Origin of the sequence: Nocardia sp. JMUB6875, assembly GCF_041154655.1 — a bacterium.
Taxonomy (GTDB): Bacteria; Actinomycetota; Actinomycetes; order Mycobacteriales; family Mycobacteriaceae; genus Nocardia.
Genome location: NZ_BAAFGR010000048.1, coordinates 21,133 through 46,775 on the forward strand (window position 1 = coordinate 21,133; position 25,643 = coordinate 46,775).

General features: G+C 68.0%; 22 protein-coding genes. 11 read left to right on the plus strand and 11 right to left on the minus strand.

Going from position 1 to position 25,643, the window contains the following annotated elements:
* Positions 1-15 precede the first annotated feature (15 nt).
* The 6 genes from ACAM49_RS14850 to ACAM49_RS14875 are packed head-to-tail and all read left to right on the plus strand — an operon-like array spanning position 16 to position 5,530.
* A complete protein-coding gene (locus tag ACAM49_RS14850) occupies positions 16-1,053 on the plus strand; it encodes a TIGR03842 family LLM class F420-dependent oxidoreductase (RefSeq protein ID WP_369636076.1) in 1,038 nt (345 codons plus the stop codon).
* A complete protein-coding gene (locus ACAM49_RS14855) occupies positions 1,050-2,000 on the plus strand; it encodes an ABC transporter permease (protein WP_369636077.1) in 951 nt (316 codons plus the stop codon). The genes ACAM49_RS14850 and ACAM49_RS14855 overlap by 4 nt, the downstream gene beginning before the upstream one ends.
* A gap of 34 nt (positions 2,001-2,034) precedes the next feature.
* Entirely contained in the window at positions 2,035-2,889 is an 855-nt protein-coding gene (locus ACAM49_RS14860; RefSeq protein ID WP_369636078.1) for an ABC transporter ATP-binding protein, read from the plus strand.
* Positions 2,886-3,659: an ABC transporter permease gene (locus tag ACAM49_RS14865; protein WP_369636079.1), complete on the plus strand. Its 774-nt coding sequence runs from the start codon at positions 2,886-2,888 to the stop codon at positions 3,657-3,659. The genes ACAM49_RS14860 and ACAM49_RS14865 overlap by 4 nt, the downstream gene beginning before the upstream one ends.
* Entirely contained in the window at positions 3,656-4,798 is a 1,143-nt protein-coding gene (locus tag ACAM49_RS14870; RefSeq protein WP_369636080.1) for an ABC transporter substrate-binding protein, read from the plus strand. The genes ACAM49_RS14865 and ACAM49_RS14870 overlap by 4 nt, the downstream gene beginning before the upstream one ends.
* Positions 4,799-4,849: 51 nt before the next feature.
* Positions 4,850-5,530: a TIGR00266 family protein gene (locus ACAM49_RS14875; protein ID WP_369636081.1), complete on the plus strand. Its 681-nt coding sequence runs from the start codon at positions 4,850-4,852 to the stop codon at positions 5,528-5,530.
* Between the two features lie 358 nt (positions 5,531-5,888).
* Here the strand turns inward: ACAM49_RS14875 and ACAM49_RS14880 are convergent, their stop codons facing one another.
* Positions 5,889-6,407 carry an NUDIX domain-containing protein gene (locus tag ACAM49_RS14880; protein WP_369636082.1) on the minus strand — a complete coding sequence of 173 codons (519 nt, stop codon included), beginning with the start codon at positions 6,405-6,407 and terminating at the stop codon, positions 5,889-5,891.
* A 169-nt stretch (positions 6,408-6,576) separates the two neighbouring features.
* On the opposite strand from ACAM49_RS14880, the gene ACAM49_RS14885 reads away from it, so the two are divergent.
* Complete coding sequence (locus ACAM49_RS14885; RefSeq protein WP_369636083.1) at positions 6,577-6,957, plus strand: nitroreductase family deazaflavin-dependent oxidoreductase; 381 nt, start codon at positions 6,577-6,579, stop codon at positions 6,955-6,957.
* Between the two features lie 8 nt (positions 6,958-6,965).
* On the opposite strand, the gene ACAM49_RS14890 is transcribed toward ACAM49_RS14885, so the two are convergent.
* On the minus strand, positions 6,966-7,469 hold the full coding sequence (locus ACAM49_RS14890; RefSeq protein ID WP_369636084.1) for a nitroreductase family deazaflavin-dependent oxidoreductase: 504 nt from the start codon (positions 7,467-7,469) through the stop codon (positions 6,966-6,968).
* Between the two features lie 128 nt (positions 7,470-7,597).
* Between ACAM49_RS14890 and ACAM49_RS14895 the strand changes: the two genes are divergently transcribed.
* Positions 7,598-9,187 carry a glycosyltransferase family 39 protein gene (locus ACAM49_RS14895; protein ID WP_369636085.1) on the plus strand — a complete coding sequence of 530 codons (1,590 nt, stop codon included), beginning with the start codon at positions 7,598-7,600 and terminating at the stop codon, positions 9,185-9,187.
* Here ACAM49_RS14895 and ACAM49_RS14900 read toward each other — a convergent pair.
* Positions 9,117-10,637 carry an ABC1 kinase family protein gene (locus tag ACAM49_RS14900; protein ID WP_369636086.1) on the minus strand — a complete coding sequence of 507 codons (1,521 nt, stop codon included), beginning with the start codon at positions 10,635-10,637 and terminating at the stop codon, positions 9,117-9,119. The genes ACAM49_RS14895 and ACAM49_RS14900 overlap by 71 nt on opposite strands.
* Before the next feature lie 241 nt (positions 10,638-10,878).
* Between ACAM49_RS14900 and ACAM49_RS14905 the strand changes: the two genes are divergently transcribed.
* Entirely contained in the window at positions 10,879-12,078 is a 1,200-nt protein-coding gene (locus tag ACAM49_RS14905; protein WP_369636087.1) for an FAD-dependent monooxygenase, read from the plus strand.
* 28 nt (positions 12,079-12,106) lie between these two features.
* On the opposite strand, the gene ACAM49_RS14910 is transcribed toward ACAM49_RS14905, so the two are convergent.
* The 5 genes from ACAM49_RS14910 to ACAM49_RS14930 form a co-directional block, all read right to left on the minus strand.
* On the minus strand, positions 12,107-12,511 hold the full coding sequence (locus tag ACAM49_RS14910; RefSeq protein WP_369636088.1) for an SRPBCC family protein: 405 nt from the start codon (positions 12,509-12,511) through the stop codon (positions 12,107-12,109).
* A gap of 89 nt (positions 12,512-12,600) precedes the next feature.
* Positions 12,601-14,388, minus strand: a complete 1,788-nt coding sequence (locus ACAM49_RS14915) for an SDR family oxidoreductase (RefSeq protein WP_369636089.1) — start codon at positions 14,386-14,388, stop codon at positions 12,601-12,603.
* A gap of 92 nt (positions 14,389-14,480) precedes the next feature.
* Complete coding sequence (locus tag ACAM49_RS14920; RefSeq protein WP_369636090.1) at positions 14,481-16,541, minus strand: CocE/NonD family hydrolase; 2,061 nt, start codon at positions 16,539-16,541, stop codon at positions 14,481-14,483.
* A gap of 208 nt (positions 16,542-16,749) precedes the next feature.
* The gene (locus ACAM49_RS14925) at positions 16,750-17,988 is read right to left on the minus strand and encodes a PucR family transcriptional regulator (RefSeq protein WP_369636091.1); all 1,239 of its coding nucleotides are present in this window, start codon (positions 17,986-17,988) and stop codon (positions 16,750-16,752) included.
* A 10-nt stretch (positions 17,989-17,998) separates the two neighbouring features.
* Entirely contained in the window at positions 17,999-19,762 is a 1,764-nt protein-coding gene (locus ACAM49_RS14930) for a long-chain fatty acid--CoA ligase (protein ID WP_369636099.1), read from the minus strand.
* Between the two features lie 331 nt (positions 19,763-20,093).
* On the opposite strand from ACAM49_RS14930, the gene glnA reads away from it, so the two are divergent.
* Positions 20,094-21,530: a type I glutamate--ammonia ligase gene (gene glnA, locus ACAM49_RS14935; RefSeq protein WP_369636092.1), complete on the plus strand. Its 1,437-nt coding sequence runs from the start codon at positions 20,094-20,096 to the stop codon at positions 21,528-21,530.
* A gap of 6 nt (positions 21,531-21,536) precedes the next feature.
* Here the strand turns inward: glnA and helR are convergent, their stop codons facing one another.
* From helR to ACAM49_RS14950, 3 genes are all read right to left on the minus strand, one after another.
* Positions 21,537-23,732, minus strand: a complete 2,196-nt coding sequence (helR, locus tag ACAM49_RS14940) for an RNA polymerase recycling motor ATPase HelR (protein ID WP_369636093.1) — start codon at positions 23,730-23,732, stop codon at positions 21,537-21,539.
* A 182-nt stretch (positions 23,733-23,914) separates the two neighbouring features.
* Positions 23,915-24,388, minus strand: a complete 474-nt coding sequence (locus tag ACAM49_RS14945) for a nuclear transport factor 2 family protein (RefSeq protein WP_369636094.1) — start codon at positions 24,386-24,388, stop codon at positions 23,915-23,917.
* Positions 24,389-24,398: 10 nt separating this feature from the next.
* Positions 24,399-24,806 (minus strand): carboxymuconolactone decarboxylase family protein, encoded by a 408-nt coding sequence (locus ACAM49_RS14950; protein WP_369636095.1) that lies wholly within the window; start codon positions 24,804-24,806, stop codon positions 24,399-24,401.
* A 97-nt stretch (positions 24,807-24,903) separates the two neighbouring features.
* Between ACAM49_RS14950 and ACAM49_RS14955 the strand changes: the two genes are divergently transcribed.
* Positions 24,904-25,643, plus strand: a 740-nt coding sequence (locus ACAM49_RS14955) for a helix-turn-helix domain-containing protein (RefSeq protein WP_369636096.1), incomplete at its 3' end; no start/stop codon positions are given.

Here is a 25,643-nt window from a genome sequence, read left to right on the forward strand (position 1 = left end):
AGGGGAGAGTGCCGCATGGATATCGGTGTGGTGCTGCAGTGCACGCCGCCCGCGTCACGGGTGGTGGAGCTGGCGAGAATCGCGGAGACGCATGGGTTCTCGCATGTGTGGACCTTCGATTCGCACCTGCTGTGGCAGGAGCCGTACGTCATCTACAGCCAGATCCTCGCCGCGACCCGCAAGGTCGTGGTGGGGCCGATGGTGACCAATCCGTCCACCCGCGACTGGACGGTCACCGCCTCCACCTTCGCGACCCTCAACGACATGTTCGGCAACCGCACCATCTGCGGTATCGGACGCGGGGATTCGGCCGTCCGCACCCTGGGCGGGCGGCCCGCCAACCTCGCGACCTTGCGCGAATCCATCGGCGTCATCCAGGAATTGGGCAATGGCCGCAGCGCGAAGGTGGGCGACACCACCATCCGCTTCCCGTGGGCGGAGAAGTCGCGGCTGCCGGTGTGGGTGGCCGGATACGGCCCGCGCGCACTGGATCTCACCGGCGAGGTCGCCGACGGATTCATCCTCCAACTCGCCGACCCGGACATCACCGCCTGGACCATCGCCCGGGTACGGGCCGCCGCCGAGCGCGCGGGTCGCGACCCGAAGGACGTGACTATCTGCGTGGCCGCGCCCGCCTACATCACCGACGGCAGTGCCGCGGCACTGAAACACGCACGGGAGCAATGCCGTTGGTTCGGCGGCATGGTCGGCAACCACGTCGCCGACATCGTCGCCCGCTACGGCTCGGACTCCGAGGTGCCCAAGGCGCTGACCGACTACATCGCGGGCCGCCAGGGCTACGACTACAACGAGCACGGCCGCGCCGGGAACACCCACGCCGAGTTCGTCCCCGACGAGATCGTGGACCGCTTCTGCCTGCTCGGCACCCCGGACGAGCACCTGACCCGCCTGCGGGAACTGGAGGCGATGGGCGTCGACCAGTTCGCCGTCTACCTGCAGCACGACGCCAAGACCTCGACCCTCGAGGCCTACGGCGAATCGGTGCTGCCGCGCCTGGCCCATCCGATCGAGGCGACGGTGACCGAATCATGACCGCTACGACCGTCACCCGGGCCGCCGATGCCGTCGAGGTACAGGTGGCTCCCCCCGCCCGCGGATTCGGCGGAGTGGGTCGGGGCGCGTGGCGGGTGCTGTATCCGGTCGCCGCGTTCGTCCTGGTGATCGGCGTGTGGGAACTGGTGAAGGCTCTGGTACCCGCCAACGGGGCCAGCATCGGCAGCCAGCGGGTGCTGCCGCGCACCACCGACGCGGCGCTGCCGCACTCGTGGGCCGTGCTGACCGTGCTGGGGGAGCGCGACGGCAAGACCACCGTCGGCGCGACACTGCTGCGCACGGCGGGCTTCACCCTCGAACTCGCCCTGCTCGCACTGGGATTGGGCACCGTGGTCGGCATCGCACTGGCGCTGCTCATGCAGCGGTTCACGCTCGTCGAACGCGGGCTGCTGCCGTATGTGATCGTCTCCCAGACCATTCCGCTGATCGCGCTCGCACCCCTGGTCGCGGGCTGGGGCGGGAAGATCAATATCGGCGGGCAGCCCTGGCAGCCGTGGATGAGCATCGTGGTGATCGCGTCCTACCTGGTGTTCTTCCCGGTCGCCATCGGGACCTTGCGCGGATTGCAGTCTCCGGCAAAGGCTTCGGTCGAACTGCTGCACAGCTGCGCCGCCGGATGGTGGGCCACAGTGCTGCACCTGCGTCTACCCGCCGCCGTGCCGCACATCCTGCCCGCCATGCGTCTCGGCGCCGCCGCCGCGGTGATCGGCAGTGTGGTCGCCGAGATCTCGACCGGGACCGCGGGCGGGATCGGCCGCCAGATCATCGTGTTCTCCCAGCAGTCCACCGGTAATGCGGCGCGGCTCTACGCCGCCGTGATCGCCGCCGCCCTGTTGGGCGTCGTGCTCACCGGCCTGGTCGCACTGCTGGAAGTTCTGCTGCGCCGCTACGCCCGCCCCGGCCACACCTCGGGAGCGCGTCGGTGAATTCAGCTCCACCCCTTTCGTTCGGAGGTACCCCGTGACCATCGAGACATCCGTGGCCGCGTCGGACCCGGCCGTCGACACCGTGCCCGCCGTCGAATTGACCGGCGTCGGAAAGATCTTCCGCGCCGGGCAGGTGACCGCGCTGCAGGACGTGAGTCTCACGCTCGCCGCCGGTGAATTCGTCTCGCTCATCGGCCCGTCCGGCTGCGGCAAATCGACCCTGCTGCGCATCGTCGCCGACCTCGAGCAGCCCAGCTCGGGAACCGTTGTGGTGCACGGCAAGACCGCACGCAAGGCGCGGCTCGATCAGGACTACGGGATCGCGTTCCAGCAGGCCGGGCTGCTGGATTGGCGGACCGTGCAGGAGAACATCGAGCTGCCGCTGCAGTTGCACGGCGTCGGGAAGCAGGAAAGGCGCGCCCGCAGTGCGGAATTGCTCGAGATCACCGGGTTGAGCGAGTTCGCGCGCCGCTTCCCGGCCGAGCTGTCCGGCGGCATGCAGCAGCGCGTGGCCATCGCCCGGGCGCTGGCCCGCAAGCCTCCGCTGCTGCTCATGGACGAGCCCTTCGGCGCGCTCGACGAGATGACCCGCGAACGTATGCAGGGCGAACTGTTGCGGATCGCCGAAGAGACCGGGGCCGCGGTGCTTTTCGTCACGCATTCGATCCCCGAAGCCGTATTCCTGTCCGACCGGGTCGTGGTCATGTCACCGCGGCCCGGCCGGATCACCGACGTGCTGTCGACCGGTGGTTGGGATCGCGACAGCGATGACGATGTGCGGTCCAGCGAGGAGTTCTTCTCCGCGGTGGCCGCGGTCCGCGCCGCCCTGCATGAGGGGCACGGCGGCGCAGGCGCGCCGAAAAGCACCGCAGGACGGGACATCCGATGACCCGTATGCTCAAAACCTGGTTGCCGCCAGTGCTTTTCGGCGTCGCCCTGCTCACCCTGTGGCAGGTGCTGACCGTCGCGGCAGGGGTGCCGTCGTTCCTGCTGCCCTCGCCCAGCGCCATCGGAAAGGCGTTCGGCGACAATCATCACGCGATTCTCGAGGCGGCCGTCGCCACAGGTAAGAACGCGCTGGTCGGGTTGATCGCGGGCGCATTCCTCGGCATCGCCGCCGCCATCGTGGCCGCCCGCTTCCAGCTGGTGAACGGCATCCTCGGCGCGCTCGCCGCCGGTGCCGCCGCCATTCCGATCGTGGCGCTGGCCCCGCTGCTGAACTCCATGTACTCCACCACCACCGACCTGCCGCGCCGCCTGGTGGCCACCATCGTGGTGTTCTTCCCCGTCTTCGTCAGCACCGCACGGGGATTGCGCCAGGTCCCGCGCGTGCACGCCGACCTCATGCACGCCTACGCCGCCACCGGCTGGCAGTTCACCCGCACCGTCCGCCTGCCCGCCGCGCTGCCGCACCTGTTCACCGGCCTGCGCATCGCCGCGCCGGGCGCCGTGATCGCGGCCATCATCGCCGAGTACTTCGGCGGCCTGCAGCACGGCCTCGGCAGCCGCATCACCTCCGCGGCCGCGAATACCGCCTACCCGCGCGCCTGGGCCTACGTCGTGGCCGCCATGATCCTCGGCCTGGTGTTCCTGGCCGCCGTGCTGCTGCTCGAGCAGCTCACCCGCAGACCCCGCACCATCCCTGGGAGAACGAAATGAGAAGTACCACACGTAGATTGCGTATCCGGGCCGTGCTGGCGGCCGCCACCCTGGCGGTGGCCGCACTGTCCGGATGCAGCACCACCGACAACTCCACCACCTCCGACGGACTCACCAAGGTCAAGCTGCAGCTGCAGTGGTTCAAACAGGGCCAGTTCGCGGGGTACCTGGCCGCGGTCTCGCAGGGCTACTACAAGGAGCAGGGGCTCGACGTCCAGATCCTCGACGGCGGAACCGATATCGTCCCGCAGACGGTGCTGGCGCAGGGCCAGGCCGATTACGCCATCGCGTGGGTGCCCAAGGCCCTCGCGTCCCGCGAGGCCGGGGCGGGCATCACCGATGTCGCCCAGATCTTCCAGCGCTCCGGCACCAAACAGGTGTCGTTCAAGAGCGCCGGCATCTCCGGCCCCGCCGACCTGAAGGGCAAGAAGGTCGGAAACTGGGGTTACGGCAATGAATTCGAGCTCTTCGCGGGCATGACCAAGGCGGGCCTGGACCCGGCCAAGGACGTCACCCTGGTGCAGCAGCAATTCGATATGAACGCCTTCCTCGCCCACGACATCGACGCCGCCCAGGCCATGTCCTACAACGAGTACGCACAGCTGCTCGAGGTGAAGAACCCGGCCACCGGAAAGCTCTACACCGCAGACGATTTCGCCACCATCGACTGGAACGACGCCGGTGTGGCCATGCTGCAGGATGCCATCTGGGCCAATACCGAGAAGCTGAAGGACTCGAAGTACGCCGACCAGACGGTCAAGTTCATCGCCGCCTCGCTCAAAGGCTGGGCGTACTGCCGCGACAATGTCGAGAAGTGCCGCGACCTCACCGTGGCCGCCGGATCGACGCTGGGCGCGAGCCATCAGCAGTGGCAGATCACCGAGGTGAACAAGCTGATCTGGCCGTCCCCCAACGGAATCGGGGCCTTCGACAAGACCGCCTGGGACCGCACCGTCGCCATCGCCAAGACCACCAAGAATCAAGAGGGCAAGACCGTCCTCACCAAGGATCCCGACGCCGCGGCCTACTCGGTCGAGTACGTCACCAAGGCACTGGATCTGCTCAAGGCCCAGGGCGTGGACGTCACCGGAAGTTCTTACGCCGCACAGCCGGTCACCCTCACCGAGGGCGGCAAATAACGCATCCGTGAGGTTCGCCCCCGCGCCGGTCAGCGCTGTTAATCTCGCGGCATGAAGGTGGAACTGCGGCACAATCCGTCGTCGACCATTGCCCGCTGCTTCCTGGCCGGGGGCGAGCCCATGCGCGTGGAGAGCGGGGCCATGGTGGCCCACTCGGCGGGAGTCACCTTGGCCGCCAAGGCCGAAGGCGGCATCCTGGCCGGGCTCAAGCGCTCGGTGCTGGCGGGGGAGTCGTTCTTCGTGTCCACGTTCACCGCACCGCCCGAGGGCGGCTGGGTGGACGTGGCCCCGGCGCTACCGGGCGACATGCTGGCCTTGTCGATCACGCCGGAGCGGCCGTTCTTCATCAGCCGCGGCGGCTGGATCGCCAATTCGCACGGGGTGACCGTGGAGGCCAAATGGGGCGGGCTGGCCAATCTGTTCGGCGGCGAGGGCGGGTTCGGGTTGCGCGCGCACGGGCAGGGCGAGGTGGTGCTGGGCGTGTTCGGGGCGATCGACGTCATCGATCTGGGACCCGGCGAACCGGTCACCATCGACACCGGACACGTGGTCGCCTACGACCTGGCGATGAATTTCACCATTCGCCGCGCGGTCTCCGGCCGATCGCTGCAATCGCTTAAATCGGGCGAGGGATTGGTATTCGATTTCACCGGTCCGGGGCGGGTACTGCTGCAGACCCGCAACCCCGGAGCCTTCGCCGCGTGGGCCGGTTCGAGTGCTTCGTCCGGTTAGTGCTGTGACCTAAGTCACACTTTTATCAAACCGATATAAAGCCTGGTGAAACCCGTTCTACCGTGTAGCTCCAGTCGGGCCCGGGGGAAATTTCCCGCGGAAATCGCTCCCACAAGAATGTGAACCGTGCATGATTCACATGCTCGACGCGACATTGCACAGATGAGGAGTACGCGCGTGACCGGTTCCGCAGAAGATTTCTTCGCCGCCGTCCTGATCAAGACCCTGCAGGGTCTGTTCTCGGGCAGTGGCGTCCCCGGTTCCACCGGCAAGTGAGCCACCTGAATCACTGAGCCACGACGGCCCATCGAATCGCGCGGGATTCGATGGGCCGTCGGCATTTTCCGGGGTAGTGCGGTCAGCGCAGCAGGTCGGGGATGAGCGAGCGGGTGTCGGGGACGAAGGGCCACGACGGGTCCGCCAGGTGGGCGCGCAGTTCGTCGTCGGTCCACCACCAGCCGTCCACGATCTCCTCGGGCTGATGGCGGATCGGACCGTCGTAGCGCAGCTCGTAGGCGAACAGGTGGCAGCGCATGGGGCGGCCCGCCCACTCGCCGTCCCAGGACGCGGTGGCCAGGGGGAGCGGCTTGTCATCGTCGGGGCCCAGTTCGATGCCGAGTTCCTCGCCGAGTTCGCGGATCGCGGCGCCCGCCGGATCCTCGCCGGGATCCAGGACCCCGCCCGCGAGGCAGTCGTGCATACCCGCGAAGACCGCCTTGGTGTCGGTTCGCTTGTGCACGTACACCTTCGAGCCGTCGCGGGAGCGCACCAGCACGCCCGCGCTGGCGTGCCAGATGCCCTCGGCGTACACCACGGCGCGTTCCTCCGCGCCGATCTGGCGACCGGCCTTGTCGTACACCGCGATCATCTCCGCCATGGGCCGGGCCCTCCGTTTCCGCCGCGCCGCGCAACCCGGCGCCCTGCCGTGCACCTTAGCCGTGGACCGCGGGCCGGGGCCCGGCCGTGCCGTCGGCGATACCGGGCGGCCGGAAGGATGGCGGCGTAGCCTCAGGGGCGCAATCGCTTTCGTCAGGGAGGACGAGATTATGCCGCTGCCCAGGACACTCGCGAAGATCAATCGGAAGATCAGCAATCCGGTGCTGGGCGTGGCGGCCCGGATCGCGCCGTTCTTCGGAGTCGTGATCCATCGCGGCCGCAAGTCCGGGCGGGTCTACCGGTCCCCGGTCATGGTCTTCCCGCGCGACGGCGGCTATCGCATCGCGCTGACCTATGGGCGGGACGTGGACTGGCTCAAGAACATCCGGGCCGCGGGCACCTTCGAGTTCGAGCATCGCGGGCGCACGGTGACGCTCACCGATCCGGTGCTCGGGCACGACGCGTCCGCGTCCTGGGCCCCGCCGCTGGTGCGGCAGGTGCTGGTGGGCCTGAACGCGGAGGATTACGTGCAGGCCCGCCTGGTGCACTGAGCGGGCGTTCAGTGCACGGTGAGCCGGATGATCACCGTGCCCTGCTGCCAGCTCTGGTAGGCGTCGGCCTTGTTCGGATTGCCCTGGGCGTCGAGGCCGACGCCGTTGAACTTGGCCCACTGCTTGTTGTCCCGGGCGATGATCTCGGTCAGCCGCACCACCGATTCGGCGTCGGTGAGGACCTCGGCGTCGGCGGTGCGCTTCGGGCCGCCGAAGGACACCGCGAGCGGGGTGCCCTTGCGGATATTGCTCACCCACGGATGCTTGGCGGTGCCGATCAGGACATCGCCCTCATGGCGGGTGTAGGCGACCGGGACGTCGTAGACCTTGCCGGATTTGCGGCCGACCACATGCAGGACACACAGCCGCTTGCCGACCTGGGGCGCCAGGAACGGCACCTTGAGCAGGCTTCGGATGAAGGCGTTGAGCACGTTCTGATAGGAGCGGATCGGCTCCGGACCGCTGGTGGTCGGGGTGCCGTAGGGATTGGTGTCTGGGGTTTGCTCGGTCATGCCGGGCCTCCTTCGCTGAAACGCGTTGCGCGGCAATCACACCGGCATCGAGTATAGAGCGCCTGACAAGACGGCACGGCGATCCGCGCCGGGTCTCGGGTTTGCTGGAAAGAAGCTGTAGATTCGGCTTGTTCGCAGCATCACCCGCCGTCGAGGAGTGCGCGTTGACCGATGTGGTGGATCGCCCGGCCCGGCCCAGCGGTTCCGGGCGGCATGCGAAGGCCTCGGATCGTCCGCCCATGGCGTGGTGGACGGTGGCGGCGGTGGCCGTTCCGGCGGCGGTGGTGCTGGTGCTGTCGGCCTCGCGGTACGGGTATTTCGGTGATGAGCTGTACTTCCTGGCGGCCGGGCGGCGGCCCGCGTTCGGGTACGCCGACCAGGGGCCGGTGCTGCCGTTGCTGTCGCGGTTGATGGATCTCATCGCACCCGGATCGTTCCTGGTGCTGCGGCTGCCGTCGGTGCTGCTGACCGTCGCCGCGATCGTGCTGTGCGCCATGCTGGCCCGCGAATTCGAGGGCGGGCGCTGGGCGCAGCTGCTGGCCGCGCTCGGATACGCGAGTTCGCCGTTCCTGTTGCTGCAGGGCACCATGCTGACCACCAACGCGGTGGATACGGCGCTGTGGGTGATCATCACCTGGCTGGTGGTGCGCTGGGTGCGCACCCGTGACGACCGGCTGCTGCTGGCCGCGGCGCTGGTGACCGCGGTGGACATGCAGGTGAAGTGGCTGATCCCGTTCTTCTGGATCGCGCTCGCGGCCAGCAGCCTGCTGTGCGGTCCGCGCGCGCTGGTGCGGCGTCCGCTGCTGTGGCTGGGCGGCGCGATCGTGGTGGTCGCGACCGTGCCCGAACTGCTGTGGCAGGCACACCATGACTGGCCGCAGCTGAAGATGGGCGGCGTGATCGGGGCCGAACAGGGGATTCTGGGCGGGCGGCTGCTGTTCGTGCCGATGTCGGTGAGCCTGGCCGGATACCTCGGTGCGCTGCTGCTGGTGTGGGGGCTGTGGGTGCTGCTGCGCTGGGATACGTTGCGGCCCTATCGATTTCTCGCGGTCACCCTGCTGCTGTTGTACGCGGCGTTCCTGCTCACCGGCGGGCGAATCTATTACGCGGTCGGCATGTACGCGGTCATGATCGCGGCGGGCGCGGTCGGTGTGGTCGGCACGGCCGAGCGCGTGAAGCCGCTGTGGCGGCGCATCCTGACGGCCTTCGTCGCCGTATTGGCCGTGGGTGCAACGGCTTTCACGCTGTACTCCACACCCTGGCGGCCCGCGGACGAGGTGCATCCGCCCAAGGACGATGCCGAGGCGGCCATCAATATCGGCGTCTACGGCTCCTTCGGCTGGCACGAGCTCACCGACGAGGTGATCGGCGTGTACGACGGACTACCGGCGGCCGAGCGCGCGCACGCTGTCATCATCACCGACACCTATTGGCAGGCCAGCGCTCTCGATCAGATGGGCCGCTCGAAGCTGCCGCCCATCTACAGTCCCAGCCGCGGCTTCGGCTACTTCGGGACGCCACCCGACGATGCGTCCGTGGTGATCGCCGTCGGCGGCTACGAAGCGGTGCTGCGCAGCCAGTTCGAGCACGTCACACCCGTCGGCAAGGTCGACACCCGGCTCGGCTTCAAGGGCAACACCCAGGACGTCACCATCTGGACCTGCTCGGGACAGAAGAAGCCGTGGGCACAGGTGTGGCCGAACTGGATGCACCTGTAGCGCGCAACGGGACGACGGTGCGTGCCGGCGCGGTGGCCGCCAGCCCCTCGCCGAGGTGGAAGCGCTCCACGGCGGCCGCCAATTCCGGTAGCGGCGCGGTGAATTCGTCGCGCAGCGGGCCCTTCACCTCGAGCTGGCACAGCACCCCGGCCGTGGCCAGGATGGTGCGGCCGATCGGCGTGTACTCCGGCGGTGTGGTGAGGTGGCGGGCCACATTCGACAGGCTCGGCTCGGTGGCGCGGAGCACCTGCTTGCGCAGCCAGGGCATGGTCAGGTGGACCTCGCGCTGATAGAACAGCTCGCGGATCGGCGCGATCATCCTGACCAAGGCGGCGATATCGAATTCACGGTCGGCGCGGATGAACCCGTGACCGCGCAGCGCCGCCTCGAGATCGGCATCCGCGCCATTGAGCGCGGCATCGCCGATCTCACCGCACAGGGCGGGGAAGTGCGCCGGGAACGGGGTGCACGCGCCGAAATCGACGACGCCGAGTCGGCCGTCGCGCAGGATGCGGAAATTGCCGGGATGCGGATCGGTGTAGATCAGCCCGGTGCGGGTGAAACTCGACATGACGAAGCGGGCCACCAGCAGGCCCACCCGATCGCGTTCGGCCGGATCGCCGGTCGCGATGACCCGGTGCAGGGGAATGCCGTCGAGCCATTCGGTGATCAGGACATCGCCCTGCTGATGCACGACATCCGGGACATGGAAATCGGGGTCGTCCGCGTACGCGGCGGCGAAGATCCGCTGTGTCGCGGCCTCTTTCACATAGTCGAGTTCCTCGCTGATGCAGTCGGCGAAGGCGTCGGCCAAGGCGCGCACATCGACGTCGGGCGCGAAAACAGTTGCCAGCGGCGCGAGTCGGCGCACCTGCTCCAGATCGGAGGCGACCGCGGCACGCGCGCCCGGATACATGAGCTTGACCGCCACCCGTCGGCCATCGGCCCACATCGCGCGATGGACCTGACCCACCGAAGCGGCCGCCGCAGCCCGAGAATCGAACTCGGCGAAGAGGTTTCGCCATTCCTCACCCAGTGACGCGGTCATGGCGGCATCGACCGCGGTGGGCAGCATGGCCGGAACCGAATCCTGCAGGCGGGTCAAAGCCTCGCGATAGGGCTCGCCCAGTTCCGGCGGCAGCGCCAGTTCGTAGAGCGCCAGCAACTGCCCCAGTTTGGCGGCGCACCCCTTGAGTTCCCCGAGCACCTCGAACATGTGCTGCGCGGTGCGCGCCTGGATATCGAGTTCGATGTCCCGCGCCGGGGTGCCCAGGGCCCGCCGTCCCAGCCCGCCCATCTTCCGGGCCGCGTACGCCACCGGCAGGGCGGTGATCTTGGCATTGCGGACGGCGGTTCGGGTCGGCAGGGCCGTTCGGTTCGGCAGCCGATCGTCCGGCTCGGACGTGCGGCGGCGCAGTCGCCGCAATCCACCCTGACGCGGTTCGAGCATGGATGACCTCCGAAATTTCGGGTGTCTCAGTGTGTCACGGGGTCGATCTTCGTGGGTAGGCCGCAACCGCCAGAAGATATGTCGCTCAGGACAGGAGGCTCGCCCGCTGAAAACGATCTCGACCGCACCGATGAATTCCGGATGGACATGTCGTCGATACGTCTGGATGCACCGAGACCGGTGGGCCAGAGTAGAAGCAATCGAACCGGACAGGGATCCGGCGGGGCGAGCGGGAGGCGCGATGAGCGGTATCAAGGTTTTGGTGGCGGGAGCCAGTATCGCGGGGCCCGCGTTGGCCCATTGGCTACGGCGGCGCGGAGCCGAGGTGACTGTGGTGGAGCGCGCGCCGGGGCTGCGGCCCGGCGGGCAGGCGGTGGATGCGCGTGGGGTGACCAAGGAGGTCATCCGGCGGATGGGTCTGGAGGAGGCGGTGCGCGCGGCGCGCACCGAGACCGCGGGCGCGCACACCGTGGACGCGGATGGCAAGGTGCTGGAGACCTTTCGCGCGGACGACGACGGCGGTGACGGATACATCGCCGAGATCGAGATCCTGCGCGGGGATCTGTCCCGGGTGCTCTACGACGACACCCGCGACGGCGTCGAGTACCTCTTCGGCGACCGGATCGCCGAGCTGACCCAGGACGCCGACGGCGTCGACGTGGTCTTCGCGGGCGGTGACCGGCGGCGCTTCGACCTGGTGATCGGGGCGGACGGGCTGCATTCGTCCTTGCGCGAGATGGTCTTCGGGCCGCGGGAGAAGTTCATCCGGCACCTCGGGCACACGCTGGCCTTCTACACCGTGCCCAACGAATTCGGGATCGAGCGCTTTCTCATCGACCACCACGATTCCGGGCGCACCGCCGGTCTGCGACCCATTCCGGATCCCACCCGCGCGATGGCCATCTTCTCCTTCGTCTCGCCCGATGTCGATATCGACTACCGCGATATCGAAGGCCAGAAGCAGCTGCTGCGGGATCGGATGGCGGGCATGGGCTGGCGGACCCAGGACATCCTCGCGCACCTGGACGACACCCCGGACTTCTACTTCGACGAGGTCGCCCAGGTCGTGATGGACCAGTGGTCGTCCGGACGGGTCGGCCTGATCGGCGATGCCGCCTTCAGTTCCTCACCGCTGTCCGGTCAGGGCACCGGCCTGGCCCTCGTCGGCGCCTACCTGCTGGCCGGCGAACTGGCTGCCGCCGATTGGGATCCGGAAACCGGCTTCGCCGCCTTCGAATCCCGCATGCGCTCCTTCGTCGAAGCCAACCAGGAAATCGGCCGACTCCACGCGCACAGTCTCGCCCACCCCGCCGACCCGAGCGACGAACCTGTCGAATGGGACATGGATCTGATCAACCGCGCCATCAACGGCGTCGAGCTGCCCGATTACGCCGACCTCCCGGACCTCGGCGCACCGACCACCTCCGCGGCCGAGCAGTAACCGTGACACCGGCCGATTCGCGGGTGGATCAGGCGGATTCGATCGTCTTCTTGACGATGATCAGCGCCTGATCCATGGTGGCGGCGTACGGGGCGGCCATCGCGTCGGGGAGAATATCGCGAGACCAGACGAAGCGGGACCCGTTGTCGCCGTGCGCGAATACCTGCCAGACCGCATTGTCGTGCAAGGGTGCCGCGGTGCCGCCGATGACCGAGTAGACGAACCGGCGGGCCTCGTGGTCGACGGTGATCAGGCGTTCGCGAACCACGGTGCCGTTCGCGAAGGTCACCTCACGAAGGCCGGCACCCAGATCGACGCTCGCGACGACCAACCCCGGAGCCATCCGGAGCGGCCCTTCCCCGAAGTCGGCGACCACCGCCCACACCTCATCGGGCGCCGCGTCGATGAGGATCTCTCGGGTGATAGAAGCCATGGCACTGCCCTTCCGCGTCGAGGAACCGTGACCTGATCATCGCAGCCGCGCCGCGAAAGGCGCGGTGCCATTGGGACTTTCTATCAGGATCAGCGAGCCAGGCTGGCGCGGGCGGTGGCGAAACGCATCAGGCTCGGTGGGGTCAGGCGGGTCGCGTAGTAGGCGACCCACGCCTCCGGGGTCACCGGGACCACCGCCCGATTGTGTTGCACGGCGGCGACTATCGCCTCGGCCACCTTGGCGGGCGGGTAGCTGCGGAGACGGTAGAGGGTGTCGAAGAGTTGCCGGCGGGCCTGTTCCTTCTCGGGGGACAGGCCCGAGAACTCGGTGGTGCGAACGATATTGGTGTGCACGATGCCGGGGCAGACGGTGGTGACGCCGATGCCGTCCTTGGCCAGTTCGGCACGAAGGCAGTCGGAGAAGGTGAAAACCGCTGCCTTGCTGGTGGAGTAGGCGCTGAAGCCCTGCTGCGGGGCGTAGGCGGCCATGCTGGAGATATTGACGATATGGCCGCCCAGGCCGCGGTCGGACATCAGGCGGGCGAAGGCGCGGGAGCCGTGGATCACGCCGTAGAGGTTGATGTCGAGGACCCGTTTGAAACTCTCCGAAGGCGTGTCGAGGAAGGGCGCCGCTTGGCCGATACCCGCGTTGTTGACGACTATGTCGGGGACCCCGTGGACGGCGGCCACCTCGTCGGCGTGGGCCTGGACGGCCGATTCGTCGGAGACGTCGAGGGCGTAAGGGTAAGCGGTGCCGCCGGATTCGGCGATCAGGGTGGCCGTTTCGCGGGCGGCGTCACGGTTGATATCGGAGACCACGACCTCGGCGCCCGCGCGGGCGAAGGCCAGGGCGGTTTCGCGGCCGATACCCGAACCGGCTCCGGTGATCACCACCAGGTGATGGTCGAAGGGGCGGCCGGGCGGGCGGCCCACCTCGGCGCGGCGCAGTTCCCGGGAGGGTTCCTTGCCGGAGACGGCGTCGATGAGCTGGATGGCGGCGCGGGCGAGGACCCGGGGATGCGAATAGGGCACCCAGTGACCGGCATCGATATCACGGCGCCAGAGTTGTTGCGTCCATGCGGATTCGTCATCGAACACCGCCGGGCGGACGGCCGGATCGTAGGCGGGGACGATGAGCTGGACCGGGACCTTGGTGTGGCGGTCTCGGGATGAGAGCACCTTGGCGACCACGAGATTGGCGCGGTAGATCTTCAATCCGTTGGCCGCGTCGGCGGTGAAGGTGTCACCCAGGGTGACCTGTTCGGGCGGGGTGCCCTGGCCCAGCCGCAGGCCCAGGCGGAAGGCGCGATCGGTGAGGCCGCGTCGCACCAGCGCCGGGGTGATCGGGGCCATGAACGCGAATTGATAGGCGACCGAGGCCAATTGGGCGAGCGGGCCGACCAGGTTGCGCGGGGTCGGGCGGGCGAAACGCCGCCGCGCCCAGGCTCCGGCGTGGTCGAGATTGGGGCCGGAGACGGAGGTGAAGGAGGCGATGCGCAGTTCGGCGTCGGGTTCGCACACCGCGTCCCATACGGTCACCGAACCCCAATCGTGGGCGAGTACGTGCACCGGCTCGTCGGGGCTTACCGCATCGATGACCGCGAAGAAGTCCGTGGCCAGCTCCGCGATCGCGAAGGCGCGGAAGTCCTCGGGATTGCTGGAGCGCCCGTGCCCGCGCGAGTCATAGCTGATCACGCGGAAGCGATCCGCGAGATGGGGAATCACGTTGTCCCACAGACGATGTGAGTCCGGCCAGCCGTGCACCAGCACGATGACCGGACCGTCGGCGACGCCCTGCTCGTAGACGGCGAGCTCGATATCACCATTGCGGACGGTGCGTTGCCGGACCTCGGCGGTGGAGTCGGTTCGCAGCGCCATTTCGGCTCTCCTCTGTCTGGGACAATCCGATCGAAATCAGCTTGAACCCTTCGGGAGGGCGAGTCAATGGCGCTGTGAACCGGACCGAATCCTCAGTGCGTGAACGAATCCGCCGGTGCGAGCGGCACCACCAAGGCCGACGGGTAGACGGCATTGCGCTGGATCTGCTGCGAAGTCCCCAGCAAGCGGCCCACATCCGCGGGATTCGGGATCGTCGACGGGAAGGTGCCCGAGGTGATCCGCAGTCGCAGCGAGTGCCCCGGCTCGAGCCGGTGGAACGCGGGCCGGATCTTGATCTCCATCTTCACGACATCACCGGGTGCGAGCAGCTGCTCGTTCTGCTTCAGCACCGTGTGCTCGGGCGCGTAGACGGTGCCGTCGGCGGCGCTCCAGGTCTTGCCCGGATCGAGCGTGCGCTGGCTCGCCAATTGCGAACCGCCCGTGATGTTCACGGCCGTCCCGTCCGGCGCGACATCGTCGAGCCACACCTGGAACGCGGCATCGGTACCGGTCGAGGACGCGTAGAGGGTGACGCTCGACGGCCCGGCCAGCATGGTCGGCTCGGTCACCGGAGCCATGGTGTAGCGCGGACCCGCGGTCGGGTCCTGCACCCATTCGGTGCACGGGTTGGACACGGTGAAGACGCGGAACACGAAATCGAGCAGGCCCGCGGTGTACTGGCCCAGTGACTCGCGATTGCAGATGTTGTCGATACCGGTGTACGCCAGGCGATCCGAGGCGTCGGCGGCGACGGGCTTGTCCGCCACCAGCCGGTCACCGTCGAAGTAGCGCTGCTGGACCGCGGCCTGTTCGAACGGGTAGCGGGCGGTGTCGGCGGCATGGTTGTTGGTATCGATGACGTGCAGCGGGTTGCCGGTCTCGTCGACACCGTTGTGAATGTCCTTGAGCCACCGGTCGAACCACGCCAGGGTGATCAGATCGGTATCCATCCGCGACCCGGGGCCCAGGCCCAGTCCGACGTGATACCAAGGGCCCATGAGCAATTGGTAGCGGCCGTCGGCCTTCTGATCCGCGGCCATCGGCGCGAACTGATCGCGTCCGGCCGCCAGGTTCTGCAATTGCGCGTAATTGCGCACCGCGCCTTCCTGATACAGATCCCACCAGCCGTCGACCTGGTACATGGCGATGCCGTTGTCCACCAGATTGTGCAGGTCGGTCTCGAAACGCCGGTCCTGCCACCAGGAATTGTCGTAGGCGGTCGGGCCGCCGGTGTAGGCGTCGAACAGCAGCTTGACCGTGCTGGTGTCCGGGCCGACCAGCGCCGTCAGGTGATCGCCGAGCGACCTCAGGAACTGCTGCGGCGACACCACCGCGCTCACGAACGGCCCGATCAGGCTCAGATACGGCACCATCAGCGAGATGACGGTCAGCAGCAGCGGACTCATCATGCCGTCGTGGTTGAGCACCTCGTCGAAGATGTTGTTGGGCACCGCGAACGGCACGATCGCCTTCAATGGCGAATCCGGGCCGACGGTTTCGGCGGTGCGCATGGCCGACAGGCCCGGGAACGAATAGCCGTACATGCCGACCTTGCCATTGGAGCCGGGCAGCCTGGCCGCCCAGTCCACCAGCTCCGCGCCGTCCTTGCCGTCCTGCTTGGACGCCGGGCTCCACGCACCGGTCGAGCCGCCGGTGCCGCGCACGTCCGCGGTCACCTCGATGTAGCCGTGGCGCACCAGCATGTCCTGCATGGACGTCGCCTGGTTGATGACGCGGCGGGCATCCTTCAACTGGTCCGGCAGCGGAATGTGCAGCTCGTCGATGACGCTGGTGAGGGCCGCGGTCAGCGCACTGGTGACCGCGCCGTAGGTGGTGAAGTTGACGATCACCGGGAACTCGCCGGCGGCCCGCTGCCCGGTGGCCGGATCGGTCGGATACCGCACCTCGGCCTGCAACTGCGCGCCGTCGGACAGCGGAACGATCTGTCCCAGTTGATAACCCACGCCGTACGGCGCCGGAGTCGGCTGATAGTCCGACGGCAGCCCGAAGTTGGCGGGCGCGTTCGGCACCGGGCCGATGACGGGCGCGGCCCCCGCGGGCGTGGTGGACGTGACGGTCATGGCCAGGACGGAGAAACCGGCCACGGCCCACGGCGCCAGACGGCACCGGCGCGGCCGGAAGGTGCTACTCAACGATCTACCTCTGCGGATGTAGGGAGGCCGCAGCGCGCCGCCGCGAATGCAGCGGACCGCACGACCTCGTCGTCGGAATCGAGCACACCGCACAGCGCCCGCGCGTCGCTACCGGCAATCGCCAAGACTGCGCGACGCGTCATTGTGCATCTGACCAAGGACGCCGGAGCGTAGGCACGCCGACATCACGGGTGCGAAAGACGCCGAATTACGGTGCGAACGACGCGGATTCGAGACGCCGCGCGATACGGGCCGCCGACAGCGTCATGGCATCGGTCGGGCGATGCGGATCCAGCCCGGTGAGCTCGTGCACCCGCGCCAACCGGTAGGTGACCGTATTGCGGTGGATGTTCAGCAGGCGCGCGGTGGCCAGCTGATTGAATCCGGTGTCCACGAACACTTCCAGGGTCTCGGCCAGCAAGGGCTGCGAGTCCAGGGGCGCGAGCACGGCCGCCAGCCCGGTGCGCGCGGGACCGCCCGCGGCGACGGTGTACTCGAACATGAGATCCGGGCGACGGCATACCGCATGCGGACGATCCAGGCAGCGGCCGAGTTCGGCGAGCATGCGCGCCTCGGCGAATACCGCCGGAACCTCGGCCCGCGAGCCCGCGGTGGCGACCCCGACCCAGAACGGCGCGGGCGGGCCCGATCTCGACGCCGATGCCTCGGCCGGTTGTGCAGCCTGCCCAAGCGCGGGCCGCGACGCGAGCTGACCGTGCGAGGGCAGCCGCGCCGAGAGCGCGGCCAGTGTCGCGGTCCCGTCGTCGCCGGGCTGCAGCGGCAGCAGCGCGGTCCAGCCGCCACTGTCCAGGCGCAGGAACACACCCGGAATGGCTTCGATGCGATGCCGCAGCTCGCTGGTGTCGGTACCGCGCGTGGCCCCGAGCCGGAACACGGCCAGCAGGAACGCGTCCGGCACCGCGATCGCGGGTTCCTCGGCCCATTCGATGGGATCGCGCCCGGTCAGCAGCGCGTCGGCAATGGCCCGGCGGCGCTCCAGCAACTCCCAGCGCGGATCGTGCGCCCGCTGCACGCACGCGGTGGCGATCCGGGTGGTCATCAAGGTGACGTACTGCAGCAGCTGCACGGCAGCGTCATTGAGCAGTTCCCGCTCGGGTTCGGTCGCGGACTCCTTGAGCCGCGACCAGATGTACTCCGCGCCCAGGCTGTAGCGGCTGAGCACATCCTCGAGGGATTCGCCGTCGCGCACCCGGCTCAGCGCGATCTGCACCAGTTCGTGGGTGTCCTCCGGCGCGGGCGGACGACCCGTGCGGATGAAGTCGAAGAACAGGTCCACATTCAGTTTGGTGCCGCGCTCGAAACCGCTGCTGACCAGCGGTTCCGGCAGGGTTCGATAGGGTCCGACGGCCTCGGGGATCGCCTCGCGCGCCACGACCGCACGCCGGTACAGCTCCTCGAGCGCTCGGTCCCGCAATCGCGCGTGCATAACTCTCCTACTACCCGTACAGCGACTCGATAGTAGCGGCGTAGTTGGTAGCTATCGGTTTGCGCCTGAGTTTTCCGGTCGCCGTGAGGTTATCGCTGCCCGGTGCCCACACATCCGGCAGCACCGCGAACTTCTTGATCTGCTCGACCCGGGAGAGCTTGGCGTTCGCGGCGTCGACGCCCTCTTGCAGGGACTTCAGCACCAGCGGGTCCTGGGCCAGGGCCGCGATGCTCCGGTCGGTTAGCTGGTGGCGCTCGGCGAAGGCGGCGGCCAGATCGGGGTCCAGGCAGATGAGCGCGGTGTTGTAGGAGCGGCCCTCGCCGATCGCGACCACCGTGCCCGCGAGCGGGGTGTTCTCGGTGATCGTGTTCTCGATATTGGTCGGCGACATGTTCTTGCCCGCCGCGTTGATGATGAGTTCCTTCTTGCGGTCGACGATCTTCAGGAAGCCCTCGGCGTCGAGTTCGCCGATATCGCCGGTGTGCAGCCAGCCGTCGGCGTCGATGGTCTCGGCGGTCTTGTCGGGGGCGTTGCGGTAGCCGCGCATGACCATCTTGCCGCGCACCAGCACCTCACCGTCCTCGGCGATGCGGACCTCCGCGCCGGGCAGCGGGCGGCCGACCGTGCCGATCTTGATGCGTTCGGGGCGGTCGACGGTGGCGCCCGCGGTGCATTCGGTCATGCCGTAGCCCTCGCACAGCGGAAGGCCCAGGCCCAGGAAGAACTCGTGGGTGTCCTTCGGGATCGGCGCGGAGCCGGTGACGGCGATGCGGATCTGATCCATGCCGAGCTGGGTGCGAATGGTGTTGAGCACCAGGCGATCCGCCAGCCGGAACCGCAGCGTCGCGAGGATGTTCTGGCCGCGTCCGTCCGAGGCGGCGCGGGCCCGGGCCCGGCCGGTCTCGATCGCCCAGGCGATGAGCCGGCGCTTGACCGGGCTGGCCTCGGCGGCGAAGCGTTCCTCCAGTGCCGCTTTGACTTTCACCCACACCCGGGGCACGCCCAGGAACACCGTCGGATGCACCTCGGTCAGGGCGGAGGCCACCTGCTTGAGATCCGGGCAGGTGGTGATCTGGCCGCCGGTCAGCAATGACAGGTAGTGCGCGAACCAGCGATTGGCCGCGTGCGCGTCGGGCAGGTAGGAGACCACCTTGTCGGCGGGTGAGCCGCCGCCGAATTCGTCCACCACCTTGGCGTTCTCGAGGAAGTTCGTGTGGGTGAGCTCGACGCCCTTGGGCGGGCCGGTGGTGCCGGAGGTGTAGACGATGGTCAGCAGATCCTCGGGATCGACCGCGCGCCAGGCGGATTCGAAATCGAAGCCGTCGTGTTCGGTCGCCTCGACCTCGGCGAGCGAGACGCACCCCGCCGGCGCCTCGTCCACGCAGATCACATGCTCGACCGTGACGCCCTGCGCCGCGGCCTTCTCGACGGCCGCCAGCACCTGCGGCGCGAACTGCCGCTCGCAGATGATCGCCTTGTTGCCGGCATTGCCGAACTGGTAGACCAGCAGATCCACCGGGTTGGTGTTGTACACCGAGAACGGCGTGGCCCCGGTGTGCAGGATCGCGGTGTCGCACAGGTGGAATTCGGGCCGGTTGGTCATCATCAGCGCGACCGTGTCGCCGCGCCCGATGCCGAGCGCCGCCAGCCCGGTCGCCAGCGCCCGCACCCGCGCCCCGTACTCGCGCCAGGTGATGGCGACCTCGCCGCCGAGCGTGCGCAGCGCGACCGCGTCCGGGTAGCGGGCCACATTGGCCTGGAACGCCTCGACCATCGTGCGCGGGGCCGTTCCCGCAGCCGGTGTAGAACTCACGGAGTACAGCAGACCGCACAAAGGACGGGCCGGACTACTGGCAATGGCGAAGATCTGTGTCGGCGGATTTGTGCACAGTGACAAAGGCGGGGGAGAGGGGTCCGGCTCCGGGGCCGCGCTGCCCGCCGGACGCCCTTCGGGGTGAGCGGAAATTAACGAATGATCTTGATACACAGGCTCATTCGCGTCCGCCGGTTATGCCCGCGACGTATCGTGTTAGCACGAACAGGACCGCCGGACCCCGACCGGGCCGTCCGATCGGGTAGGCGTGCGCGGCCACGAGGAGCGAGCGGTGATCACCCCTACCACCAATGGAGTACAGGACTACATCAACACCGAGGAAGTCGAATACGTCGACATCCGATTCTGCGACGTCCCCGGTATCCAACAGCATTTCTCGATCCCGGCCAGCATGTTCGGCCCGGATCTGGTCGACAACGGCATCGCCTTCGACGGCTCGTCGGTGCGCGGCTTCCAGGCCATCCACGAATCCGACATGCTCCTCCTGCCGGATCTGCGTACCGCGCAACTGGATTCCTTCCGCACCGCCAAAACCCTCAATATCGACTGTTTCGTCCACGATCCGCACACCCGCGTGGCCTACAGCCGCGATCCGCGCAATGTGGCCCGCAAGGCCGAGGAATATCTGCGCTCCACCGGTATTGCCGACACCGCGTATTTCGGTCCGGAGGCCGAGTTCTACATTTTCGATTCGGTGGTCTACGACACCACCATGAATCGCGCCTTCTACGAGGTGGATTCGGCGTCGGCGGACTGGAATACCGGCCAGAAACTCAATGCCGACGGCACCCCGAACCGCGGCTACAAGATCCGGCCCAAGGGCGGCTATTTCCCGGTGGCGCCCTATGACCACGATGTGGATCTGCGCGACCGCATGTGCACCAATCTGCAGGCCGCCGGATTCGAATTGGAGAAGGGCCACCACGAGGTCGGCACCGCGGGGCAGGCCGAGATCAACTACAAATTCAACACGCTGCTCGCCGCGGCCGACGATCTGATGCTCTACAAGTACATCATCAAGAACACCGCGTGGGAGTTCGGCAAGACCGTCACCTTCATGCCCAAACCGCTGTTCGGCGACAACGGCTCGGGCATGCACGTGCACCAATCGCTGTGGAAGGACGGCTCACCGCTGTTCTACGACGAAGCCGGGTACGCGGGACTGTCGGATCTGGCGCGGCACTACATCGGCGGGCTGCTGCACCACGCGCCGTCCCTGCTGGCGTTCACCAACCCGACCGTCAACTCCTACAAGCGCCTGGTGCCCGGCTACGAGGCCCCGGTGAATCTGGTGTACAGCCAGCGTAATCGCTCAGCCGCCGTGCGCATCCCGGTCACCGGAACCAGTGCCAGCGCCAAGCGCCTGGAATTCCGCTGCCCCGACTCCTCGGGCAACCCGTACCTGTCCTTCGCGGCCATGATGATGGCCGGGCTCGACGGCATCACCAACAAGATCGAGCCCGCGCTGCCGGTCGACAAGGACCTCTACGAGCTGACCCCGGAGGAGAGCGCCGAGGTCACCCAGACGCCGGGCAGCCTCGAGGAGGTCATCAACCGCCTCGAGGCCGACCACGAATACCTCACGCAGGGTGGGGTTTTCACCGAGGACCTGATCGACACCTGGATCCGCATCAAGCGCGAGAACGAGATCGCCGAGATCAACGTCCGCCCGCACCCCTACGAATTCGAGCTCTACTTCGACGTGTAAGCAGCCCTACTTCGCCGTGGAGAGATCGACGCGCGGAGCCAGACCGGCGAGGGCCTGGGGGAGCGGGCCCTCGTGCAGCACGCCCAGGCGCTGGGTGGCGCGGGTGAGCGCGACGTACAGCTCGGCCGCGCCGCGCGGGCCCTCGTCCAGGATGTGGTCGGGTTCGACCACCAGCACCGCGTCGAACTCGAGGCCCTTGGTCTCCCACGCCGGCACCGTGCCCGGCATACCGGGCGGGCCGATCACGATGCTGGTGCCTTCCCGCTGCGCCTCCTCACGGACGAATTCCTCGATGGCCGAAGGCATGTCGTCGATGGAGAGCTGACGCGACCACGGCTGGACGCCGCAGGCGCGCACCGACTCCGGCGGCTGGACGTCCGGGGCGAAGTCGGCGAGCACCGCCGCGGCCACCGCCATGATCTCGGCCGGGGTGCGGTAGTTCACCGTCAGCGACCGGTAGAGCCAGCGGCCGGGGACGTACGGATCCAGCATGGTCGCCCACGAGGTCGCGCCCGCGGGGGAACTGCGCTGCGCGAGATCGCCCACGACCGTGAAGGAATGGCTCGGGCAGCGTCGCATCAGGACCCGCCAGTCCATCTCCGACAGCTCCTGCGCCTCGTCGACCACGATGTGGCGGTAGGTCCAATCCCGGTCCGCCGCAGCGCGTTCGGCGAGTTCGCGGGTATCGCGTTCGATGAAACGCTCGGCCAGGTCCTCGCCGTAGAGCAGGTCGGTGGCGAACAGGTGGTCCTCGTCGTCCATGTGGTCGGCGCGGCTCACCAGCAGGTCCAGCACGCCTTCGGCATAGGCGATCTGGCGCTTGCGCTCCCGCTCGGCCGCGGCCTCCTCCGCGGAGGTGTCGCGGCCCAGCAGATCGACCAGCTCGTCGAGCAGCGGCACGTCCGAGATTGTCCACGCCTCACCCTCGGCGCGGTAGAGGGCCTGCGGCGCACCGGCCGCCGTCAAGCGCTCCTGCGACGAAAGCAGTTCGCCCAGTAGCTGTTCCGGCGTCAGCGTCGGCCACAGCTCCTCGATCGCCGCCGCGAAGCCCTCGTACTCGGCCAGCTCGGTGCGCAGGTCGGCGCGCATGTTCTCCCACGCCTCCTTGTCCTCTCGGGTCAGCCAGCCCTTGCCGATCTTGGCGATCGCGCGCTCGGTGAGCGCCCAGGTCAGCACCTCCAGGAACACCGCGCGGGCCTCGTTGTGCGGACGCCCGCTCTCACGCGCCTCCTCCCGCGCCCAGCCCACGATGTCCGCGCCGATTCGCACTGTGACATCGGTCAATTCGAGCTCGATCGGATCCTGCGGCACCCGCTGCCGGTCGGCGACGGCCGCCTTCAGCACCTCGAGGATCTTGCGCGAACCCTTCAGCCGCGCCGCATCCGGCGTGTCCTCGGCGGTCGCGTGCAGGCCGGGCAGCAGTTCGCCCGTGGTGGTGAACACCACGTTGGTTTCGCCCAGCGACGGCAGCACGCGTCCGATGTGCTTGAGGAAGGCCTTGTTCGGGCCGACCACCAGCACGCCATTGCGTTCCATCTGCTCGCGCTGGGTGTAGAGCAGATACGCCACCCGGTGCAGTGCCACCACCGTCTTGCCGGTGCCCGGGCCGCCCTCGATCACCAGCACACCCGGGTGATCGAGACGGATGATCCGATCCTGTTCGGCCTGAATGGTTGCCACGATGTCGCGCATGCCCTCGCCGCGGGGCGCGTTGACCGCCGCGAGCAACGCCGCGTCACCGCGCTCACCCTCACCCGGACGACCGAAGACCTCGTCGGTGAAGTCCACCACAGTCCGCCCGCGCGTGTGGAACTGACGACGGCGGCGCATGTTCTCCGGGCTCGCCGCCGTCGCGATGTAGAAGGCCTGCGCCGCGGGCGCACGCCAATCCATCAATAGCGGTTCGAATTCGTTCTCCTCATCGAAGATCCCGATGCGGCCGATATAGGTCCGCTCCCCGGTCACACTGTCGAGCCGGCCGAAGCACAGGCCGTTGTCGGCCACACCCAGCCGATTGATCTCCTTGGCCAGCGCCCGCGCCTCGGCATCGCGCTCCACCAGCGCCGTCGCATTGCCGCGCACCGTCAACGTGTCGTTGTAGCGGCCCTTCACCCGTGCGCGCTCGGCATCGAGCCGCGCGTACAGACCGGCCACGTACTCCTGCTCGGAGCGCAGTTCGTTTTCATAACCCTGATCAGTCACCAGCACCTCACCCTTCCCGCCTGGCCGTCCCCGCCCACCGCGGATACCAATTTCCGCAGGTTGCGGCCTTAGGGAAGAGATTGTGCGCCACTACCGGGGCCTTGCGGCAAGCCCCCATGTGCGATATAGATTGGAATGGGAAGGAAATAGTCCTTCCCATTCGCATGTCCGGGTGAGACCTGCTACGCCGCTTCCGGGCGCTCTCCACCAGAGACGATCATCAGTATGTCCTTGTTGCCGTCCGCCCACTGGGCTGTCATCACCACGGTGTCGATCTTCCAATCGCCGTCGACCAGGTGCAGGCCGATCCGATAGGTGCCGCCCAGGGTCCAGCGCGGCGAGCCGAAACGGTTGGCCAGGAAGTGGATTGCCTGGAAGACGGCGGTGAGCTCGGCGCGGTCGCCGTCGACGGTGACGAGGTGATTGCCGAGTAGGTGCTGGGTGGCGTCGAAGGCGCCGATGAGCTTCTCCCAGTCGGCGCGGATCTGCGCCGGGGTGACGGTCGAGGGCTCGCCGCCCCAGATGCTCGAATAGTCCAGGGTCACTTCGTCGGCGAAGACGCTGGGGAAGGTGTCCCAGTCGCGAATGTCGATGTACCAGAACAAGCGGGTGGCGGCCTCGATGATCTCGGCGCGCTGCTGAGCGGTGGCGGGCATGGCAATTCTCCTACGGTGCAATGGAATCGGGGACGGGAAGCAGATCACGGGCGGCCAGGACGCCGCGGGCGACGGACATGGCCGAGAGCACGCGGGGGAAGCCCGCGTAGGGGAGGGCCTGCAGGATCGCCTCGACGATCTCGCCCGGTACGACACCGGCATTCAGCGCCGAGCCGAGGTGCGCCTCCAACTGCGGCCGGGTGTCGCCCAGCGCGATGAGCGCGCCGATGATCACCAGCTCGCGACGGCCCGCATCCAGGCCGGGCCTGGAATGAATATCGCCGTAGGCGAACTCGACCGCGAACCGGTGCAGGTCCGGTGCGATGTCGGCCAGTTCGCCATAGACGCGTGCCCGAACACCGCCCGCCCCACCGAGTTCGGCTTGCCTGGCGGCTCCCCGCTGGAATCTCTCGTTCACGAGTTCGAGCTTGCTGGCCCCGAAAGCCCCTAACCAGCTCACGCCGTGCCTCGTACTCCCAGGGCCACCCACCGCCGCGCTGTGCCACACTGCGGACATGGCCGTACGTGAGGACCTGGCGGAATTCCTGAAGTCCCGGCGCGCCCGGATCGATCCGCAAGACACCGGGCTGCCGCCCTCCGGCATGCGGCGGGTACCCGGCCTGCGCCGCTCCGAACTGGCCCACTTGGCGGGCATCAGCGCCGAGTACTACCAGCGCCTCGAACAACGCCGCGCCGCCAACCCGTCGGCCGAGGTCCTCGACTCGCTGGCCACGGCATTGCGGCTCAACCACATCGAGACCGAACACCTGCACGCGCTCGCTCGTCCACCGCGCACGGTCGAATCCGCCGCTCCGACACCGCGTCCGGAACTACTGCGCATGCTCGACCTCATCGACAAGGCGCCCGCCGTCGTCATCACCGACCTGTTCGACGTCCTGGCCGCGAACCCACTGGCGCACTACGTCTTCGGCTCGATGGCCGACAAGAACATGGCCCGCGCACTGTTCTTCGATCCGGCCGCCCGCGACTTCTATCTCGACTGGGACTCCGTCGCCGCGGCCACCGTCGCCCAACTGCGCCGCGTCACCGGCCTCTACCCGAACGACCCCGACACCATCGCCCTGATCGACGAACTCGCCACCGGCAGTATCGAATTCGCCGCCCTCTGGCGCACCGGCGCCGTCGAACTCCGCACCCACGGCACCAAACTCATCGCCCACCCCCACTCCGGCACCCTGCACTTCTCCTACGAGAACCTCGAACTCCCCGGCGACCCCCGCCAACGCATCGTCAC

What these genes read in the sequence shown, in the direction of transcription:
- ACAM49_RS14855 (WP_369636077.1), top strand. Translation starts at nt 1,050, where the DNA reads ATGACCGCTACGACCGTCACCCGGGCCGCCGATGCCGTCGAGGTACAG.
- ACAM49_RS14915 (WP_369636089.1), bottom strand. Translation starts at nt 14,388, where the DNA reads ATGGCGCTGCGAACCGACTCCACCGCCGAGGTCCGGCAACGCACCGTC.
- ACAM49_RS14930 (WP_369636099.1), bottom strand. Translation starts at nt 19,762, where the DNA reads ATGGTCGAGGCGTTCCAGGCCAATGTGGCCCGCTACCCGGACGCGGTC.
- ACAM49_RS14945 (WP_369636094.1), bottom strand. Translation starts at nt 24,388, where the DNA reads ATGCCCGCCACCGCTCAGCAGCGCGCCGAGATCATCGAGGCCGCCACC.
- ACAM49_RS14850 (WP_369636076.1), top strand. Translation starts at nt 16, where the DNA reads ATGGATATCGGTGTGGTGCTGCAGTGCACGCCGCCCGCGTCACGGGTG.
- ACAM49_RS14875 (WP_369636081.1), top strand. Translation starts at nt 4,850, where the DNA reads ATGAAGGTGGAACTGCGGCACAATCCGTCGTCGACCATTGCCCGCTGC.
- ACAM49_RS14885 (WP_369636083.1), top strand. Translation starts at nt 6,577, where the DNA reads ATGCCGCTGCCCAGGACACTCGCGAAGATCAATCGGAAGATCAGCAAT.
- ACAM49_RS14880 (WP_369636082.1), bottom strand. Translation starts at nt 6,407, where the DNA reads ATGGCGGAGATGATCGCGGTGTACGACAAGGCCGGTCGCCAGATCGGC.
- ACAM49_RS14870 (WP_369636080.1), top strand. Translation starts at nt 3,656, where the DNA reads ATGAGAAGTACCACACGTAGATTGCGTATCCGGGCCGTGCTGGCGGCC.
- ACAM49_RS14925 (WP_369636091.1), bottom strand. Translation starts at nt 17,988, where the DNA reads ATGCACGCGCGATTGCGGGACCGAGCGCTCGAGGAGCTGTACCGGCGT.
- ACAM49_RS14865 (WP_369636079.1), top strand. Translation starts at nt 2,886, where the DNA reads ATGACCCGTATGCTCAAAACCTGGTTGCCGCCAGTGCTTTTCGGCGTC.
- ACAM49_RS14910 (WP_369636088.1), bottom strand. Translation starts at nt 12,511, where the DNA reads ATGGCTTCTATCACCCGAGAGATCCTCATCGACGCGGCGCCCGATGAG.
- ACAM49_RS14890 (WP_369636084.1), bottom strand. Translation starts at nt 7,469, where the DNA reads ATGACCGAGCAAACCCCAGACACCAATCCCTACGGCACCCCGACCACC.
- ACAM49_RS14905 (WP_369636087.1), top strand. Translation starts at nt 10,879, where the DNA reads ATGAGCGGTATCAAGGTTTTGGTGGCGGGAGCCAGTATCGCGGGGCCC.
- ACAM49_RS14900 (WP_369636086.1), bottom strand. Translation starts at nt 10,637, where the DNA reads ATGCTCGAACCGCGTCAGGGTGGATTGCGGCGACTGCGCCGCCGCACG.